Origin of the sequence: Leclercia sp. UBA1284 (genome assembly GCF_002308415.1) — a bacterium.
In the GTDB taxonomy this organism is placed as follows: domain Bacteria; phylum Pseudomonadota; class Gammaproteobacteria; order Enterobacterales; family Enterobacteriaceae; genus Enterobacter; species Enterobacter pneumoniae.
The window spans coordinates 1,296,701-1,312,881 of record NZ_DBUS01000006.1 but is presented as its reverse complement, the minus strand read 5'-3'; the positions used below and the strand labels follow the sequence as shown (position 1 = coordinate 1,312,881).

Here is a 16,181-nt window from a genome sequence, read left to right as displayed (position 1 = left end):
GTCAGCTCTTTGTATGGCGATTATTGGACCAGGGGCTGGCGGTGGGCGCCGGCGCGGATTCCGGTGCGGGTTCGTCGAGGCTATCGAGATACAGGGCTTCAACCTCTGCACGTGCCCACGGTGTGCGGCGTAAAAATTTCAGGCTGGATTTCACGCTCGGGTCGCTATTGAAACAATTAATCTTGATAAGCTGACCCAGCTTTTCCCAACCGTAGCGCGCCACCAGAGCGTTAATTTGCATCTCGAGGGTAACGCCGTGCAGAGGATCTTTCGAAATTTGTGCTGACATGCTGTGTCCGTTTGTTGTCATTTATCGCTAAGAAAGGTTACATCATTATCCGCCGGTTTTCTGCGTGTTTATCGCAGCCTGATAGCATGCCTGCATCTGATCCAGCGCCGCCTGGTTATCCAGCCCCCATTGGTACATCTGCTCTATAGGTTCGGCAAAGGTTCGGCCCAGCGGGGTAAGGCGATAATCCACTTTGGGCGGGATAACGTCATAGACGTGTCGGCTAATGAGTCCGCGCTGCTCCAGCTCTTTAAGCGTCTGAAAAAGCATCTTTTTTGAGATCCCCTGCAGACTGCGCTGCAGCTCGCCCGTGCGGGCGCGATCGTCCGGCCAGTGGTAGAGGGCGTGCAGCACCATGGTGCTCCATTTGACCGAGAAGAGATCCATTAACCGGCGCGGCGGTGAATCGGCGTAAAAAAACAGTTTTCCGTCTACCCAGGCGGGCATGGCGTGCTCCTCATTTATGGTCACCAAATGGTGACTACTATCAATTGTGAACCCGTTTACGTAAAGTCTGCCGCCTTCGATTGAGAAAAGCCAGTGCATTGCGAGGTGGCATGAAAGTTAAAGCGTTAGTTGCCCATGAGGCGACACAACCCCTGGTCTCCGGGAACATTACCCTGCGTCCCCTGCAAAAGCAGGACGTCAATATTGAAATTCTTTACTGCGGCGTCTGCCACTCCGACCTGCATATGGCGCGTAACGAGTGGGGCGTGAGCCGTTATCCGCTGGTTCCGGGTCACGAAATTGTTGGCCGCGTGGTGGCGACCGGCAGCAATGTGGATCGCTTGCGTCCGGGAGACATTGTCGGCGTAGGCGTGATGGTTGACTCCTGCCGCGAGTGCCATTTCTGTCAACAGCAGGAGGAGCAATACTGCGAGGCTGGCTTTACCGCAACCTATAACGGTATCGACAAGGTGACCGGTGAGAGCACCTGGGGCGGCTATGCCCAGAATGTGATTGTCGATCAGCATTTCGTGGTCAAAGTGCCGCAGAATCTGCTTCTGGCAGGGGTCGCGCCGCTGCTTTGCGCAGGCGTGACCGTCTGGTCTCCGCTGCGCCACTTCAACGTGAAGGCGGGCGATCGCGTAGGGGTGGTTGGTCTCGGCGGGCTGGGGCATATGGCGGTGAAACTGGCCAGCGCGCTGGGCGCGGAGGTCACGCTCTTCACCACCTCCCCGGAAAAGGGGGCGGATGCGAAAAGGCTGGGTGCGAAGCGGGTGGTGGTATCCCGCGATGCGGCGCAAATGGCCGAGGTGCAGAGCTCGCTCGATATCATTATTGATTGCGTCGCGGCCCCACACGATCTGAATCCCTTGCTCGCAACGCTGAAAACCAACGGACGACTGGTGCTGGTGGGCATTCCGGACAGTCCGCATCTCTCTCCGGATATCACGCCAATGGTTTTCCGACGCCTGAGCATTAGCGGCTCATCGATTGGCAGTATTAAAGAGACTCAGGAGATGCTCGATTTTTGCGGTGCTCACAACATTACCGCCGATATCGAGTTGATTACCGGTAACGAAGTCGAACAGGCGTTTAGTCGCATGCTGAAAGGCGATGTGCGCTACCGGTTTGTGATAGATATGCAGGGGACGCGCTGGTCAGCGAGTTAAGTTCTCTACTCAAAGCCAGCAGGCTCATGGTTTGCTGGCTTTTGTCATCTAAACCGTTAACGATTTTGCAGTGTAGCCATCTTCGCCAGCAGTCTGGCTTTGGCATTATCAATCGTATCGGCATTGGTTTTGGCTGATAACGTAGCGCGCGCTTTCTTACCGAGGAAGTAACTGATGCGCTCGGCGTTCGCTCCGGACGGGTGAGGCAGGCCGTCAAGCAGTTGCTCCGGTTTGAGCAGCCCGCGTGCTTGCAAATGCAGAAACACTTCCGTCACTTTAGGGCCAAGAGGAACGTACAGACATTCAGGCCCCAGCAGCGCAATCTCCTCAGCCAGATGGGTATCAATTTGCTGACGCATACTGGCGCGCTGCAACATGCCAGGCGAACCGCTGTAATTTTTCCCTTTGATAAACACCGGGTAGCGCAGCGCTGACGTGTAATGAACCAGGTGGCTGTGCGTTCCGAATAGCTGGGCGCAGCGCTCAATTTTCAGAATATCGGGCAGACCAATATGATCCAGCATAGCGATAAGATTACTGCGCATTGGACCGGCGAAGCTGCCCGTCTCTTTTGCCGCTTTTCTCGCCTGCTCGACGGTGGCTCCCATCCGTAAATGGCGCTGCGCCTCTTCCAGCGCCCGGCTGGCCTGTTGTAAACCTGGCGTAATGCCGCACAAGACGATTTTTGCCTGGGTATTAATGTAGTCAAAGGGGGCATAAAAGGTGGTGATATCGCCTTCGGTCGTCAGCAATAGCTCCCCTGGCAGCGTTTTGGTGAAGTCATGCGTTAACGTGGTTAACAGACCGCTGAACTGCTCTAGTTTCATGATAGTGTTTCTTAATATACTGAGTGTGAGCGGAGCTTAGCGTGCGTACTTAGGAGATTAAAGAACAATTTACGCCATCAGATTGGCTATTTTTACGCGTCCGTAAACGCCGTTCCATGCCTGAAAAGCAGACCAGGGAGGGATAATATGGCGGGACATATCGATTTGGGCCATTAAACGGTTATCAAATTGTTGCGCATGTGATAATAAGTCTGAGATACATTAATAAATGGGTAAGGGAAGATGTCGCAGAACAAAATAGCAAAAAAGGTCCAGAATCTTCAGTCATCGGCAATCCGTGAGTTATTGAAGCACAGCAAAATGGAAGGGGTCATCTCTCTCGGCGGCGGCATTCCTAATCCGGAACTGTTCGATCGCGAAGGATTAGAGATGGCCATGGAGAAGGTGCTCTCCAGCGCCTGGAAAGAGGCCTTCCAGTATGGTTTGAGCGAAGGGAGCCCGGAATTGCGCGGCGCCATTTGCCAGCTGCTGGGGGAGCGCGCCATTCACTGCGATATCGATGATGTGGTGGTGACCTCTGGCTCTCAGCAGTCACTGGATCTGTTGGCGCGTGCTTTGATCGATCCGGGTGATATCGTAGTGGTTGAACGCCCGACATACCTGGCGGCACTGCAGGTTATGCAGCTGGCCGAAGCAAACCTGATGTCTGTTGGAACCGACGGCGACGGGATGATTATCGACGAGCTGGAAGCGCTGGTGAAAACCACCCAAATCAAAGCCGTCTATATCGTTCCCACCTTTGGCAACCCGGGCGGGGTGACGCTGGCTGAGCATCGCCGTAAACAGCTGGTGGCGCTGTCTAAACGCTATGATTTTGTGATTATTGAAGACGATCCCTACTGCGAGATTAACTTTACCGATAACACTTTCAAGCCTCTGAAAGCCTGGGCTGAAGAGATGGATAACAGCGATAACGTCATCTATACCTCTACCTTCTCAAAAATCCTCGCGCCTGGCGCACGGGTGGGTTGGCTGGTGGTGCCGGCCTGGATTAAACGGCAGGTGGTGAACCTGAAACAGGCGACGGATCTGCATACCAGTACCTTGTCCCAATCCCTCACTTATCATTATCTGGAAAGTGGTCGTCTGCCAGGGCAAATTGCGCTGATCCGCAAAGCCTATAAGCATAAATGCGAGACGCTGTGCCAGCTGGTTGAACGCGAGCTGGGCGATCATCTGACCTTCCATAAACCCATGGGCGGGATGTTCTTATGGGCGAAATTCAAATACGAGATGAATACCACGGAATGGCTGAAAACGACCCTCAACAACGGCGTGGTGTACGTGCCGGGCGAGTTCTTCTACTGTAATGAACCGGACCACAGTACCTTACGCATGTCTTATGTCAGCGTGACCGATGAAAACCTGCAGGAAGCGGTGCGTCGCCTGAAAGCCTCGCTGCCGGGTTAAGTTACCCATGAAATATGCCGCATACGCCTTAGCGCATGCGGCATTGCTCATTAAAGGGCAGGGCGATCAGCCCCGTATAAAGGCGAGAAGATCCTGATTGATGCTTTCCGCATGAGTGGTGTGCATACCGTGCGGATAGCCAGGATAAACTTTCAGCGTGCTGTCAGAGACAAGTTTCTCCTGAAGCAGGCTGGCGTTTTTATAGGGGACCACCTGATCGTCATCACCCTGAAGAATGAGAGTGGGTACGGTTATCGCCTTCAGATCTTCGGTCTGATCGGTTTCTGAAAACGCTTTAATGCCTTCATAGTGCGCTTTTGCGCTGCCCATCATTCCCTGACGCCACCAGTTCTGAATAGTGCCATGAGAGATGTCGGCGCCGTCGCGGTTGAATCCGTAGAACGGACCCGAGGCGACATCCAGGTAAAACTGCGCCCGGTTAGCTGCCAGCCCTTGCCGGAAACCATCGAAGACCTCCAGCGGCGTACCGCCCGGATTATCTGGCGTTTGCACCATAAGTGGCGGAACCGCACTGATCAGCACGGCCTTCGCGACGCGCCCCTGTGGCTGACCATATTGTGCGACATAGCGCGCCACCTGGCCGCCACCGGTGGAGTGGCCGACATGCACCACATTGTGCAGATCCAGATGTTCAACCACCGCCGAGACATCCGCTGCATAGTGATCCATATCATGCCCGTCGCTGACCTGACTGGAACGCCCATGGCCACGACGGTCGGACGCGATCACGCGAAAGCCTTCGGATAAAAAGAAGAGCATCTGATTATCCCAGTCATCGGCGCTGAGTGGCCAACCGTGATGGAAAAAGATGGGCTGTGCATCTTTAGGACCCCAGTCTTTGAAGAAGATACTGACATTATCTTTTGTCGTCACAAATGACATGATTGACCTCTCGCGAAATGAATAAAAGTCGGGATGGATGTTGCGCTGGTGAACAGGCAATCGGATGGCGATAACATGCCGTGTTGAAGTGTAGTGTAGCGAAGCAGTACCTGCATTCAAGGGTGAGAAAGGGAAGGGGAATAATGTGGCAAACACTGTGCACTGTATATAAATACAGTGCTGCGTAAAAATTCGCTGATGGCTTAGTTTTCTTATTGGGGATGAACGAGCAAACGCATGAAGAGGACGGGGATGAGGTCAGTTAGTTGGGGAACAGAGGTCAGGGAATCTAAAGCTGAGTACGTAATTACTTCATTTAACATAATATACATTATGCGCATCAATGGATTATAAGCTCAATTCTACGGTATTTGTATGGCTGATTGCTGTGGCCGGCTTCGGCACACACATCTCATCTTTGACTCAGCTGCGTTGGTCTGTTGCACGGGACTCTATGATTGTTGCCACAACCGCCGCTTAGCGACGTTTTCCTTCTCATCACCGGCATTATCTTTTTGACGTATCCAGGCCGACGTACAAACCGTTTCGCCAACGCTCTACTCACTCAGTTACCCAGTTACTCAGTTACTCAGTTACTCAGTTACTCAGTCACTCAGTCACTCAGTCTCAGCGCCACACAGACATAAAAAAAGCCGCAAGCGGTTTCCCACTTACGGCGTCGTTATTAGCGATGAGATACTCTGGCGATCAGGCTGCTTTCACTGCCCTGATTTTCTTACTGCCGGCCACATCAGACTCTGCGGTCTCATCTGGCGTTGCGCTTGTGGCACTATTTGATTCAGGGAGCTTACTGGTACGCAGAATATGCTGCACGGCCTCTTTCTGCTCGGCGAGATACAGACCCAGATTTTCAGCCTGTGTTTCATCCATCTGCATATCGCTTTGCAGCAGCCAGTCGGTGAACGCATCTGCCATATCAAGCAGTTTGTCGTAAGCGTCCGCCTCTTTCTTACTGGCAAATGTCATTTTCTCTTCACCTTTTCTTACGACTACAAATTTTGTTTCAACAGCCATTTCACGCCTCCCACTGTATTTATATACAGTATAACAGTTCCGGAATGGTGTTGCAGCCGGAATGTTGTTTATTTGTACTCCCCAGGCCAACCCCGCTGGCGCGCTATGCGCCATCAGCTTCTGGTGTCCCCTGGTGAAACCTTAGCTGCCATTGCCCATCATCACCGCATATCCAGCATGATGTGCGAAGAGCGCGTCTGCTGCCATCGGGGCTGAAGGTTCGGTAATGCAATAGAGCGACATTCTCTTTTAAGGAGATCAGCTGGAAATCGCTACTCTGAATCAGCGTGGTGGCGTCTTCGTGCGTCAGCGCTTCAATGGTTTCCGTGCGGCTAACCCATACACCGGAACGTGTAATCTCCCTGAACTCATGATGAAGGATCTTTTCCAGCCATTCGCCATCCTTTCGCCGGACGTTATGAAGTGAACATTCAAGCTCTGTTAATTGTTCAAGAAGTGTCACTGCGGCCAACCTCGCAGACGGATTAATTCCTGGGCCTATTCAACCACATAAGAGGCCGCACCGCTACGCACGGCGGCCACGCGCCCAGTAAGCCAAAAAGCTGATCGTTTCTTTCGACACGTTGCGTTCACCAATAAGGTAACGTCGAAGATGTTTAACCGTCGTGGATTCTGCTGCTACCCAACCGTGGAAGCGGTTATCGCTTTCGGCGCGATCCCACAGTAATTCGCCCTCTTCTTCTTCTTGCACTTCCTGGCAGCGGGTCAGCGCATAGTCAGGCAACATCACATGCTGTTTTACCGCCTGGAGTAGCGCCTCGCCGTAGCTGGCACCGGTCAGTTCACGCGCTAACCAGTGCACTTCTGCAAAAGGCCAGGCGCTGAGATCGCTACAATCGCCCTGCTTCGGCACTTCAAGGAATAGCTGAATCTGAGGCGGCGTATCGCGATGGGCCACCTGTTCCAGAATACCCTTCACTGCGGGCAACGCCGTTTCGTCCGCAATAATCAGCCCCCGTTCGGCTTCTGGATGGGGATTCCACTCAAACCCACCGCTATCTTCTGGGTAATCACGGTTTGGCGCCACCATCTGCAGCGCATCGCCCGGCTGTGCGCCCATCGCCCAGGCAGATGCCGGGCCATCAGTCCCGTGCATGACAAACTCTACCTCCGCTTCCCCGGCCTCAACATCGACGCGACGCAGTGTATAAGTGCGCAGTACAGGACGATACTCTTCAGGCAGTGCCTTCGTCTGTTCCCACCAGGAACCGTCGGGCGTTAACGCCGACGGGGTGCCATTCAGCGACGGGAAAAGCAGCTTAATACGCTGATCCGGCGCATCTATTTTCATATGACGCACCTCGTCACCCCTAAACACGCAGCGCAGCATCGAGGGGGAAAGCCTCTCTTTTCGCGCCAGCACAACGTTGAATAAGCGATAACTTTGAACAGCCGACATAACACCGCCTTACAGCCATAACGAACAGTTAGAGAGACCGATAGTAGCAAACGGAAATGATAATGAGAATGCTTATTACCGCCCCGAAACGGGTGAGGAAATTCAGGATCGAAAGACTATCCTTTAGGGAGGCATGACTAAAAAAAGGCGTTCCTCTATGACGGATAAAGCTCAGAAGCTCGATGCTGGCGCATGGTTATCCCTGCCAGATCTTAAAAACGGCAATTTCGACGGTACGGTGTTTCGTACTCAGGTTTCTGTCCTGCGCTATACCCAGGAAGCGTATGGCGCCGGGCCATCACTGCACGTCCACACCTACCCGGAAATCTTCGTCATCCTTAGCGGAACAGCGCTGTTTAAAATCGGCGAAGAGGTTATTGAAGCGCAAAGCGGCGACGTCCTCTTCGGCCCGGCCAACGTGCCGCATAAGTTCAAGAATACCGGTTCCAGTCCCCTGGAGACTCTGGATATCCATCTAAGTGAAAAGTGGACTCAGGAAGACCTGCCGGATGACGATCCCGACTGGTAGGTCTGTTGGCCTGCCGAAGCAGGCCCTGCGGCTTACTGTAAGGCGTCAAGAATGCGGTACGCGGCCCGAATACGCACAGGATTCGGGTAGTTTTTATTGGCCAGCATCACGATACCGATCTCCTTTTCCGGGATAAAGGCGATATAGCTACCAAATCCGCCGGTAGCCCCGGTTTTGTGCACCCAGGAGGCGCTCACGGGCGGTGTCGGCGGCGTGATTTTCTCTACGCTCTGCGGCGACAGCGCGTAGGTATTGGCGCTGCCCTCCTCCAGCGTGCGTTCGCTGACCGGCCAGTCAAGCATCTCCCAGCCCAGCCCCTGATACATTGCGCCTGCTTGCCAGTAGCGTGACTGGGCTAGCGTCATGCCTTGTTTAAGCGACTGCACTTTTATTCCAGCGGGCTGCATATTGGCCTGTAGCCATGCCGCCATATCGACAATGGTGGTTTTCACGCCGTAAGCCTCGGCATCCAGCATGCCCGGCGACACATGAACAGGTTTTCCGTCGCGATAGCCCCAGGCGTAGTGCTGTTTTTCACTCGGTGGAACCTGAAGCCAGGTATGATTTAACTGCAGGGGTTTAAGTACCCGGTCACCCAGCGCCTTCTCAAAACTCAAACGTGACGGTGTCACGGCAAGTGCACCGAAAAGGCCAATACTGCTGTTAGCGTATAAGCGTTTCGTACCCGGTGCCCACTGCGGCTGCCATTGCTGATAGAAATTTGCAAGCGACGTCCGATCGGTAACATCGTCCGGCACTTGCAGGGGTAAGCCCCCTGCAGTATAGGTGGCCAGATGCAGCAGCGTGATCCCTTCCCACTGTTTGCCCGACAATGCGGACCAATACCGGCTGGCGGGATCGTCCAGGGCTACCTCTCCCAGCGCCACCGCCTCGCCGCCCAGCACGCCGGTAAAGGTTTTGCTTACCGAACCCAGTTCAAACAGGCTTTGTCGATTGACCTCTTTGTTACCCGCGACATCGGCCAGCCCCCAGGTGAAATAGTAAGGTTTTCCCTGATAAATCACCGCAACGGCCATACCCGGTATCGCCTCTTCTTTCATCAGCGCGGTGATGACCGGCGTGACCACGTCGGCAATATTTGTGGGGCTGGTAGTAGCTGCCAGAGAGGAGCCAGACAGTAAAACCAACAGAGAACAGAGGGCGATTTTCTTCATTGCGGTTATCTTCTTTCAGGGGCGATCGCTTCATCATCGCGTTAAGTAAAATGGCTTCTGAATAAACAGAAATAGCACGGCAGAGAGAGGAATTATCATATTCTGCCCCGCGCATTATAAGCCTAAAATCAGGTACTTTCGTGCCACCAGCCCGGTAATGCTTCATACCTGAACAGACTCTCTGCGGGTGAAGAGAATCTAAGGTTAACCTGCAGACTTATCCCCGCTAAGGGATAATTCATTACTTATCCGCTGTAAGGGATAATCCATTTACCAGACGCTGATGCAGTCGCAGCACCCCGGCGGTAATGGTTTTAGCTACCCTGCTGGAGAAACCAGCCGGAAGCGCATCGTTCACGCGACGCAGCGCATCAGGAACTTGTTGGGCGAAGGTTTGCATGATCCTCTCCATCTCGCTTTGTGCAAACCCCACTTCTTTTGCCAGCGCAAAAAAATGACGCGGATAAATACGATCGATAGCGTTCTTTCGCCCTCTGGAAGCCTTGAGCCCCATCGCCAGCTTCAGGTCGCTGATGTGCAGACCCGCCCCGCCGAGCAGCGGATAAGCTGAAAGAATGTCGTAAAACGGGGTTAGACGGTAACTGCCGCCAGGCTGGATGAACACCGAGAAGTTTTTGGCGTGCCCGTCCGTCGCGGCCAGAAGCCATTGAAAGAGCTGAAACTGCATAAAGTGATAGCGATCCTGTAAGGCTTCACTCGATCCCAGCAAAAACGACATAATCGGCAAAATACCGGGCCCGTCGTCGGATTCATACTTCACCGAAGAGGGTAAACCAAAGGCCTGACACATATCCTCCTGCGGCAATCGCAACAACATCGTGCGATCGGCGTTCCAGCGGCGGTCAAAACGTTTCACTGCCAGCGCCCGAATCTGCCCTGCGGTAATAATGGTGGCGTCAGGAACCGCCAGGCCCAGCGCCCTGGCAAAGGCCAGACAGAAATATTCGTTATCCACGCTGTCGCGAAGATCCAGGGTGGCATTGGGTTGTCTGATCTCCCCGATGGGCAGCTTAATAATATGGTTGGTGGGGGTTATCCCCTTCGGAATGCACCACGCGTCGTTAATCTGTAACAGCGCCGTCTTTTCCTGGGCACCCGCCACTGAAATACGAAAATCGTTCTCGTCTTTAATCATGCCAAGCGGAATATCGGCCTGATAAGCAGAGAGCACCTTTTCGAGCCGGGGTTCATCCAGCGCCTCCCAGCGCATGATCGGGACAGAGATGATCGCATCCGGGGGCAGCAAGGTCACGGCACCGACGCTGTCGCGGCCCACTTCCGCCAGCAGATCGAAGGGCTGTTTTGAGCGCGCCTGATAACGTTTAACAATGCGATCCCGCACGACAGCGCTATCCGGCAACAGGTTGTCAAAGAAATTGAAGACCGCATCAGAGGTGAGCGTGCCGGTCTGCAAGGGGAGCGACAGCGAGATGGGCCTGGCGTGGCGGTTATAGAGCCACTCACGATCATATTTAAAGGTATGCGCGCCGTTAGGGAGCTTTGTTAGCTCACCAACTCGCTCATTATTCATCCACGTCACGAGCTTAGGCATTACCACTCTACATCCTGATGCTGAATAGAGGTGCTATCCTCGACCGTTTCACCCTTATCATATAGCACCATCGTTAACTCCAGCGCCTGTAATAGCTTGAAGAAAGTGGTCAGGGTGATGTTGTCGGGGTTGTTTTCAAAATTCGACACCGTGGCTTGCTTGATACCAATCTTTCGGGCCAGTTCACTCTGGGTCCAGTTATTCTTCTGACGCGTTAATTTCAGGTAATTTGCCAGCTGCACGGGGCTGTAGATCATGGGTGGTTTCATATCACTCTCAGGATGGCGGTGAATATCCCCTACAAGGGATATAGACAGATTTATCCCTTATCGGGGATAAAGTCAAGCCACTGCTGGCCCGGAGGGGGCCAGCGGAAGGTGAAAGCACATAAGATGACGAGTTAAAACAGAACGGAATAGTTCAGGCCGAAGGTTCTGCCACGCCCTTTATAGGTATAGAGGCCGGCATCGCCGTAGGTCGGGCTATAGAGACCCGGCGCACGCTGCCCCCACGTGGTGGTGTAATCTTTATCGAGCAGGTTTTCGACGCTGAAGCTCAGCTTACCCAACGGAAGTTCGTAGCTGCCCAGTAAGTCGACCGTGTTATAGCCGTCGATCTTTTTACCGGCTTCGTCCGACACGTCAAACGTCTGTGTGCTCTGCACGCGCAGACTCAGGGGACCCGGCGCCCAGGTAAGCCACGCGCTCACTTTCGACGGGCTGGCGCTATCGACGGTGAGCTTCTGCCACTGTCCATCCACCTGCGTTTCTGATTTGATGGCGTTGAAATTGGTACCGGTACTCCATGCGCTGTCCGGGAAGAAGTAGTCAACCTGCCCTTCAATGCCATAGATCCGGCGCTTGTCGTCCTCAATATTAATGGTCATATCCGTCTTATTAATATTGATCGTTTTATCAGACAGCGAGTAATAGGCCGCAATCTGCGTACGCAGGTTATCGCCGTTATAACGCCACCCCAGTTCGTAGGCGTTGACTTTAATACCATCGAGTCTGGAGTCGTTGACGTTCACGCTATCGATCAGACGATAATGACCGTCCACCAGCTGATAACGGCCAGAGCCGTAGTACTTCGCCAGATCGGGAATTTCGAATCCCTGAGAGAAGTTGAACCACACCTGTTGGCGTTCCGTCACACGCCCCAGAATACCGGCGTTAAACAGCAGGTTGTTATAGCTGGTCTCTCCTCCAGGTACGGCATCGGCAGAGAGGGCATCCCCCCGGGCAATGGCCTGCTGTTGGTTATACCCCACAAAGTCATCGACTTTGTTTTGTGTGTACTGATAGCGCACGCCGCCGCTGAGCGTAATGGCACGAATGTCGTAGCTGGATTGCAGGAACGGCGCCAGGTTGGTAATGCTGTAGCTCGGATAACGCCCCACCCGGTACGCATTCTGCAGATCCATCCCCCCACTCTGCGCGGCCTTCGTCAGGTCGAAGAACTGCTGATTGGCATCAAAGGTCTCATGGTCTGCGTCCACCCCATACGTCAGGGTCAGGTCGTCAACAGGCTGACTGTTGAGCGTCAATTTGCCGCCCCAGTAATCGGTATTCTGCTGAGAGGCGCCAATGCTCCCCACGCTGCCGCCCGCAAGCGTCGGGAAAGGATAAAAGGTCAGTTTTTCGTCACGGTAGTAGATCTGCGCAACCAGATCCTGGCCCAGAAAATCGGTATTGGAGTACTGGAGGTTGATCAAATGCCGCTCGGTGCCTGGCAGACGATCGGCGTCGAGGTTGCCCGAGTTATAAGCTTTACCTTGCCCGGTAACGGCAGAGAAGTTCTCACCAAGATAGAGACCGTGTTTACCGTCCGACTCGCTTTTGTAGTACTGGGTCGTGAGCTGAATCTGCTGATGGTCGTCAATATCCAGCGTACCGGTGCCCATCACGTCAAGACGGTCTGAATACTGCAGCCCCGTCTGGGTGTTATCAATAATGACTTCGTCACCGTGGCCATCGTACCAGCCACCATAGCGCTGATACGCCACAGAGAGTCGACCGGAAGCGCGGTCTGTGCCACCGCTTACCGCGGCCGCCACGTTTTCATCATGATCGTTATGGCTGTTAAATCCGCTTTTTATCCCAGTCTGCAGTTCAACTTCTCTCTCCGACTGCCCTTTTTTCGTGACAATGTTAATCAGGCCACCGGTACTTCCGCCGCCGTACAGCGCTGTGGCCCCCGAGATAACCTCAATACGTGAGACATTAAATGGATCGATCGCGTCAAGCTGTCGGCTGTCGCTACGCGAAGAGTTAAGCCGAACCCCGTCCACCATCACCATCATGGAACGACCACGCATATTCATGCCGTAATTCGTTCGTCCCTGGCTACTGACATCCATACCGGGAATTAGCTGGGCAAGAACCTCTTTCAGCTCTTTCCCGCCCTGAACCTGCTGCTCAATCTCAGACTGTTCAATTACCCAGGTGGTTTGTGCCATTTCCGCCACGCTACGGTGCGAACGGCTGGCCGAGACAACGAGCTCGTCCTCTTCGGCGGCTGCCGCCCAGGCTGGGGTGGATAAAAGAGCAAGCAGGCATGGATTAAGAGCCCATAAAAAGTGACGCTGCATGGGTGTAACGTTTCCTGTAGGTGGAGGTTAAACGTAACGCAGGCCGTACGATGAAGCTTTATCGCGCAAAAACAGGGGGTAAGAATCGTATTCAGCCTGCGGGCTTTGTTCGAAACGATTCTCGTTATGATATTTATTTCTGTTACTTAAACAATGCGGAATGTAATAATTCATTAACAGGAAGGCAGTAAGTCTTTCTTTAACGGCTTGATTATTTGGAACAACATCCACTCCCTACCTTTTTTTTGCCCATTCATTAAACAGGGTTAATCTCTGGCTGGAGAGGTTAATGACGATTTAAGGGTATCGATAAAGGTGGTCACTCGCAGCGGAAGGAAACGTGTGGTGGGCAGTACCGCCCAGATGGAGAGCGACTGCGGACGCACATCCGCCAGAACGATCTCGACCAGCGTGCCGTCGTTGAGCTCCTTTAATACATCCCAGCGGGTCAACTGTACCAACCCCAACCCCTGTACGCAGAGTTCGCGCACCCCTTCTACGTTATCGGAGCTGAAACGCCCTTCTACGGCGGCGCTTATAATCTCGCCATCACGCTCAAATACCCATTGCGGCACGCTGGTCAGACGTAAGCAGTTATGTTCCGCCAGGTCGGCCAGGGTTTGGGGATGACCGAAGGCGTGCAGATACGCCGGCGAGGCGCAGACAATGCGGGGGTTATCACAAATCTTACGTGCAATCAGGTTCGAGTCTTTCAGCGGAGCAATTCGGATCGCCACATCAATACCCCTGCCGACAATATCCACCACGTCTTCTCCGAGCTGCAGATCAATATTGAGCTTCGGATTCGCCGCAAGTAACCCGGGCACCAGCGGCAATATATTACGCCGCCCAAAGCCGGTGGGCGCCGTGATCCGTAACAGTCCGGAAGCCCCCTGTGTAGTGGGAGAAAAGAGCGCTTTCGCCCCCGCTTCGGCATCCACCAGCGCCCGGGCATAGGGCAAAAACTCCATCCCTTCCTGGGTTAACGACACCGAACGGGTTGTGCGTTGCAGTAGCCGGGTGCCCAGTTCCTGTTCCAGAGAGGCCAGCCTGCGTGAGACGGCCATCGGCGTAACATCCAGCCGCTTCGCAGCCTGCGTCAGGCTACGGGTTTCGGTGATCGCCAGAAACAGCGAGACATCCTGAAGATTCATAGTAACTCCGTGATGGCGATTATAACGATAAATGATATACAGCCTTATCATTTTGCCCGGTTTATAGCGTATTCGTCAGTGATTATAGTGCGTAAAAGAGTTAAAACTGACAGGACTTTTATGAACAGTTCCCCCCTTCTTATCCCTGGCCGCATTGGGCATGTCGCGCTAAAAAACCGCCTTGTGGTGGCCCCCATGACTCGCGTCACCGCAACCGTCGATGGGCATGCCACGGAAAGGATGAAGTCGTACTATCAGGATTTTGCGCGCGGCGGCTTCGGGCTGGTGATCTCCGAGGGGATCTATATCGATCGGGCATGGTCACAAACCTATGCCTTCCAGGCGGGGCTAACCAGCCCGCAGCAGGCGGCCGCCTGGCGTAGCGTCACCGACGCCGTGCACCGTCAGCAGGGTAAAATCTTCGCGCAGATCCAGCATGCGGGCGCCCTCTCACAGGGAAACCACTATCTGAGCGGTACCGTGGCCCCGTCGGCTATTCGCCCGGTCGGTCAACAGATGGCCTTCTACCGGGGTGAAGGTGAATACCCTGTTCCACGCGCACTCAATGAAGCCGAGATCGGCGCCATTATCGACAGCTTCTCCGATGCCGCCAGCTACGCCGTGAACGTTGCCGGATTTGATGGCGTGGAGATCCACGGCGCTAACGGGTATCTTCTCGATCAGTTCTTCACCGACTATACCAATACGCGCAACGACCGCTGGGGTGGCGATATCGCCGGGCGGTTGCGTCTGAGCCTGGACGTGATCGCGTCGGTACGTGCTCGTGTAGGCGCAGATGTGGTTGTCGGCATACGTCTCTCTCAGGGCAAGGTTAACGACTTTTTCCATAAATGGGCTAATGGCGAAGAGGATGCGCGCACCGTGTTTACGTTGCTGGCGCACTCGGGCATTGATTACCTGCATCTCACCGAGCACGAAGCCTGGCAGCCGGCCTTCCCGGACAACCCGCTCTCGCTGGTGGAACTGGCGCGTAAATACGCCCCACAGTTGACGCTAATGGCGAACGGCAGTTTGCATGATAAGGCGCGAGCGGAAGAAGTCATGGGAATGGGGGCTGATTTTATCTCCCTGGGCCGGGGTGCCCTGGCCAATCATGACTGGCCAAACCGTATTGCCGCGGGTACGACACCGCGTGATTTTGATAACGCGATTCTTTCACCCATTGCGGATATTAAAGAGAGCGAGCTGGTGGTCTGATAACACCCCGCGCAGCCCGGATTCTGTCCGGGCTCAGATCTTCAGTTCGGGTACCAGCGCATCTTTGCGCTTCATGCACGCAGTCCAGGCATTGCCCGGCGTCCCGTTATCCATCACCGGTGATGAACGGGAATCCACCGTACGCGGCGGCAATCCATCCCCCATATCATAATCCACGGTCGTTGCTGTGCTGTCGGCCGTTTGCCCCTCGGTGGAGAGCTCCATCGTGTGTGCTTTCACCTCTTCCGAGCAGACGCGGGCCGCCTCTTTGATTTGCTGATACTTCTGCTCCTGCGGGGTCAGTGGGCTGCTGGAGCAGCCACCCAACAGCAGGCAAGCGAGCGACACAATACGTATTGTTTTGATCATCATGCACTCCAGTAACTCCAGTCATTACTCTCTGAATAATAGGCCATGGCGT

The 16,181-nt window shown here is 54.0% G+C and carries 17 protein-coding genes; 4 read left to right on the top strand and 13 right to left on the bottom strand.

The window, feature by feature from the left end:
• Position 1: 1 nt before the first annotated feature.
• Positions 2–289, bottom strand: a complete 288-nt coding sequence (locus B3511_RS09615; RefSeq protein ID WP_207291728.1) for a VF530 family DNA-binding protein — start codon at positions 287–289, stop codon at positions 2–4.
• Between the two features lie 45 nt (positions 290–334).
• Positions 335–736, bottom strand: coding sequence for a winged helix-turn-helix transcriptional regulator (locus B3511_RS09610; protein WP_046885457.1), 402 nt, complete (start codon positions 734–736; stop codon positions 335–337).
• Between the two features lie 110 nt (positions 737–846).
• Between B3511_RS09610 and B3511_RS09605 the strand changes: the two genes are divergently transcribed.
• Entirely contained in the window at positions 847–1,905 is a 1,059-nt protein-coding gene (locus B3511_RS09605; protein WP_286782000.1) for an NAD(P)-dependent alcohol dehydrogenase, read from the top strand.
• A 56-nt stretch (positions 1,906–1,961) separates the two neighbouring features.
• On the opposite strand, the gene B3511_RS09600 is transcribed toward B3511_RS09605, so the two are convergent.
• Entirely contained in the window at positions 1,962–2,732 is a 771-nt protein-coding gene (locus tag B3511_RS09600) for a hypothetical protein (RefSeq protein ID WP_212476102.1), read from the bottom strand.
• Between the two features lie 243 nt (positions 2,733–2,975).
• Between B3511_RS09600 and B3511_RS09595 the strand changes: the two genes are divergently transcribed.
• Positions 2,976–4,163 carry a PLP-dependent aminotransferase family protein gene (locus tag B3511_RS09595; protein WP_040075691.1) on the top strand — a complete coding sequence of 396 codons (1,188 nt, stop codon included), beginning with the start codon at positions 2,976–2,978 and terminating at the stop codon, positions 4,161–4,163.
• Positions 4,164–4,229: 66 nt separating this feature from the next.
• Here the strand turns inward: B3511_RS09595 and B3511_RS09590 are convergent, their stop codons facing one another.
• The 4 genes from B3511_RS09590 to B3511_RS09575 form a co-directional block, all read right to left on the bottom strand.
• Entirely contained in the window at positions 4,230–5,066 is an 837-nt protein-coding gene (locus B3511_RS09590) for an alpha/beta fold hydrolase (RefSeq protein WP_286781997.1), read from the bottom strand.
• Between the two features lie 708 nt (positions 5,067–5,774).
• Positions 5,775–6,101 (bottom strand): YebG family protein, encoded by a 327-nt coding sequence (locus B3511_RS09585; protein ID WP_212476104.1) that lies wholly within the window; start codon positions 6,099–6,101, stop codon positions 5,775–5,777.
• A 103-nt stretch (positions 6,102–6,204) separates the two neighbouring features.
• Complete coding sequence (locus tag B3511_RS09580; protein ID WP_046885650.1) at positions 6,205–6,564, bottom strand: DUF4440 domain-containing protein; 360 nt, start codon at positions 6,562–6,564, stop codon at positions 6,205–6,207.
• Between the two features lie 63 nt (positions 6,565–6,627).
• A complete protein-coding gene (locus B3511_RS09575) occupies positions 6,628–7,521 on the bottom strand; it encodes a siderophore-interacting protein (protein ID WP_286781994.1) in 894 nt (297 codons plus the stop codon).
• Positions 7,522–7,678: 157 nt separating this feature from the next.
• Here B3511_RS09575 and B3511_RS09570 point away from each other — a divergent pair, with 157 nt between their 5' ends.
• Positions 7,679–8,050 (top strand): cupin domain-containing protein, encoded by a 372-nt coding sequence (locus B3511_RS09570; RefSeq protein ID WP_286781993.1) that lies wholly within the window; start codon positions 7,679–7,681, stop codon positions 8,048–8,050.
• Between the two features lie 32 nt (positions 8,051–8,082).
• Here the strand turns inward: B3511_RS09570 and ampC are convergent, their stop codons facing one another.
• From ampC to B3511_RS09545, 5 genes are all read right to left on the bottom strand, one after another.
• Positions 8,083–9,225: a class C beta-lactamase gene (gene ampC, locus B3511_RS09565; protein WP_286781991.1), complete on the bottom strand. Its 1,143-nt coding sequence runs from the start codon at positions 9,223–9,225 to the stop codon at positions 8,083–8,085.
• 241 nt (positions 9,226–9,466) lie between these two features.
• On the bottom strand, positions 9,467–10,798 hold the full coding sequence (locus tag B3511_RS09560; RefSeq protein ID WP_286781990.1) for a type II toxin-antitoxin system HipA family toxin: 1,332 nt from the start codon (positions 10,796–10,798) through the stop codon (positions 9,467–9,469).
• Positions 10,798–11,067, bottom strand: a complete 270-nt coding sequence (gene hipB / locus B3511_RS09555; RefSeq protein WP_207291737.1) for a type II toxin-antitoxin system antitoxin HipB — start codon at positions 11,065–11,067, stop codon at positions 10,798–10,800. The genes B3511_RS09560 and hipB overlap by 1 nt, the downstream gene beginning before the upstream one ends.
• Positions 11,068–11,198: 131 nt before the next feature.
• Positions 11,199–13,388: a TonB-dependent siderophore receptor gene (locus B3511_RS09550; protein ID WP_286781988.1), complete on the bottom strand. Its 2,190-nt coding sequence runs from the start codon at positions 13,386–13,388 to the stop codon at positions 11,199–11,201.
• 266 nt (positions 13,389–13,654) lie between these two features.
• Entirely contained in the window at positions 13,655–14,542 is an 888-nt protein-coding gene (locus tag B3511_RS09545) for a LysR family transcriptional regulator (protein ID WP_040075701.1), read from the bottom strand.
• Between the two features lie 120 nt (positions 14,543–14,662).
• On the opposite strand from B3511_RS09545, the gene B3511_RS09540 reads away from it, so the two are divergent.
• A complete protein-coding gene (locus B3511_RS09540; protein WP_286781986.1) occupies positions 14,663–15,760 on the top strand; it encodes an NADH:flavin oxidoreductase in 1,098 nt (365 codons plus the stop codon).
• Positions 15,761–15,793: 33 nt separating this feature from the next.
• Here B3511_RS09540 and B3511_RS09535 read toward each other — a convergent pair whose 3' ends face one another.
• The gene (locus tag B3511_RS09535) at positions 15,794–16,129 is read right to left on the bottom strand and encodes a hypothetical protein (RefSeq protein ID WP_286781984.1); all 336 of its coding nucleotides are present in this window, start codon (positions 16,127–16,129) and stop codon (positions 15,794–15,796) included.
• Positions 16,130–16,181 lie beyond the last annotated feature (52 nt).

Excerpts from the sequence above, each read along its gene's own strand:
- B3511_RS09615 (WP_207291728.1), bottom strand. The coding sequence starts at position 289 with ATGTCAGCACAAATTTCGAAAGATCCTCTGCACGGCGTTACCCTCGAG.
- B3511_RS09610 (WP_046885457.1), bottom strand. The coding sequence starts at position 736 with ATGCCCGCCTGGGTAGACGGAAAACTGTTTTTTTACGCCGATTCACCG.
- B3511_RS09605 (WP_286782000.1), top strand. The coding sequence starts at position 847 with ATGAAAGTTAAAGCGTTAGTTGCCCATGAGGCGACACAACCCCTGGTC.
- B3511_RS09600 (WP_212476102.1), bottom strand. The coding sequence starts at position 2,732 with ATGAAACTAGAGCAGTTCAGCGGTCTGTTAACCACGTTAACGCATGAC.
- B3511_RS09595 (WP_040075691.1), top strand. The coding sequence starts at position 2,976 with ATGTCGCAGAACAAAATAGCAAAAAAGGTCCAGAATCTTCAGTCATCG.
- B3511_RS09590 (WP_286781997.1), bottom strand. The coding sequence starts at position 5,066 with ATGTCATTTGTGACGACAAAAGATAATGTCAGTATCTTCTTCAAAGAC.
- B3511_RS09585 (WP_212476104.1), bottom strand. The coding sequence starts at position 6,101 with ATGGCTGTTGAAACAAAATTTGTAGTCGTAAGAAAAGGTGAAGAGAAA.
- B3511_RS09575 (WP_286781994.1), bottom strand. The coding sequence starts at position 7,521 with ATGTCGGCTGTTCAAAGTTATCGCTTATTCAACGTTGTGCTGGCGCGA.
- B3511_RS09570 (WP_286781993.1), top strand. The coding sequence starts at position 7,679 with ATGACGGATAAAGCTCAGAAGCTCGATGCTGGCGCATGGTTATCCCTG.
- ampC (WP_286781991.1), bottom strand. The coding sequence starts at position 9,225 with ATGAAGAAAATCGCCCTCTGTTCTCTGTTGGTTTTACTGTCTGGCTCC.
- B3511_RS09560 (WP_286781990.1), bottom strand. The coding sequence starts at position 10,798 with ATGCCTAAGCTCGTGACGTGGATGAATAATGAGCGAGTTGGTGAGCTA.
- hipB (WP_207291737.1), bottom strand. The coding sequence starts at position 11,067 with ATGAAACCACCCATGATCTACAGCCCCGTGCAGCTGGCAAATTACCTG.
- B3511_RS09550 (WP_286781988.1), bottom strand. The coding sequence starts at position 13,388 with ATGCAGCGTCACTTTTTATGGGCTCTTAATCCATGCCTGCTTGCTCTT.
- B3511_RS09545 (WP_040075701.1), bottom strand. The coding sequence starts at position 14,542 with ATGAATCTTCAGGATGTCTCGCTGTTTCTGGCGATCACCGAAACCCGT.
- B3511_RS09540 (WP_286781986.1), top strand. The coding sequence starts at position 14,663 with ATGAACAGTTCCCCCCTTCTTATCCCTGGCCGCATTGGGCATGTCGCG.
- B3511_RS09535 (WP_286781984.1), bottom strand. The coding sequence starts at position 16,129 with ATGATCAAAACAATACGTATTGTGTCGCTCGCTTGCCTGCTGTTGGGT.